At 55.9% G+C, this 1,497-nt stretch carries 1 protein-coding gene; it reads right to left on the bottom strand.

All coding sequences use genetic code 11. From position 1 onward, the window contains the following. On the bottom strand, positions 1–1,225 hold a 1,225-nt coding region (locus TSH64_RS24625), incomplete at its 3' end, for an integrase arm-type DNA-binding domain-containing protein (protein WP_199237659.1). Positions 1,226–1,497: the final 272 nt, after the last annotated feature.

Consider the following 1,497-nt stretch of genomic DNA (forward strand, 5'->3'; position numbering starts at 1 on the left):
CTCCACCTTCAGATGCTGTGCGATCCTGCTCCTCCTGATTTGTACCGAATCCCGCGATGGTCTCTGCAACACGTCCTGTGATTTCCCGCCGCTGGCCTTCCTGTAGGTGCCAGTAGTGGCGTTCGTTCACCCGCGCGGAGTTGCCCAGCACCTTGCCCATGAAGCTTGGCCCATACCCAAGTGTCGCACCGACGCTGTTCCAACTGCGACGGAGATCATGCAGCGTTACACGCCGACTATCCTTCAACAGTCCAGCTTCCCTTCTGATCAGCGCCCACGCGCGGTCCACGCTCATGATGTGCCCAGATACTGATTCTGGTGTCGGAAACAACCAATCACACGATCTTGGCATTCGTTGTAACAACTGCTTTAACGGCGTGCTGATGTGAATGTCTAAAGCGCCATCCTTCTGATCGGTTTTGTGCTGGACCACTCGAATTTGATTCCGGTCAAGGTCAACGTTTTCCCAGCGGAGACGAAAAACTTCGCTCTTGCGCAAAGGTGAAAGCATCAAGAACTCAATGGCCCACAGCGACACACTCCGAATACCGCCGTGGAAACGATGCTTCTCAAGCGCCTGCCATAGCCGCTTGTACTCGTCTGGCGTCAACACCCTTGCCCGTCTCGGCTTCGACACCCCTATGTCGATCACGAATGGATTCCGGGTATCACCAACAAGCTCCCGCTTCTCACCCCACGTCCAGATCGACCGTGCCCAAGCGATCACCTTGGCCCGTGAATGCGGAGCCTGTCGCATTCGGTCGTAGACCTGCTGCACGCTGCCTCGGGTTAGGACGGACACCATGGAGTCCCCAAATCGGGGACGGATATGAAGTCGGCAGTAGCGACGGACCTCCGCCAGCGACGTTTCCTTGTGGTGCCCATCAGCCCATTCAAGGTATCTGTCGATAACGTCGTTGAAGGTTCGCGCTGCTGCCAGACTCACCTTACGCTCCCAGGCTGGATCAGAGCCTTCCATGATCTTTCCAATTAGAATTTTTGCTTTGCTTCGAGCTTCATCAGCACCAACGACACCAAACTGGCCGAGTCTGAACTCCCGTTGTTTCCGGTCTGGACTCCGATAGCGCAGGATGAACTGCGCTTTGCCAGAGGCGTAAACCTTCACGCCGAATCCTCCGATTTCGGTATCCCAGGACCGTCCAACGGGAAGTTTCTTGACAGCGACATCGGTCAGTCTGATTTTGCGCCTCACCGGAGGGGCCATGATGCGTTCTTCTCCTGAAAACCTTCACTAAGTCACTGACTTCACTGGCGAAAACGGCGGCAGGCGGAACTGTGCAAAGCCACCATCAAAAAGGCTATGCGGATCAACGGCTTACGACCGAGTTCGTAACGGCGCATCCTTACACCAGGGATGAGCGCCGCCGTGATGTGGATGAGTCACCAGATGGTCACCGTAAACCGTCCTCCCCCATCGTCGCTGAACCGTCACTGCGACTCTGCCAAAACCCCATGATTTCAAGGCTTTCGCGACCC

This window comes from Azospirillum sp. TSH64 (genome assembly GCF_003116035.1).
In the GTDB taxonomy this organism is placed as follows: Bacteria; Pseudomonadota; Alphaproteobacteria; order Azospirillales; family Azospirillaceae; genus Azospirillum.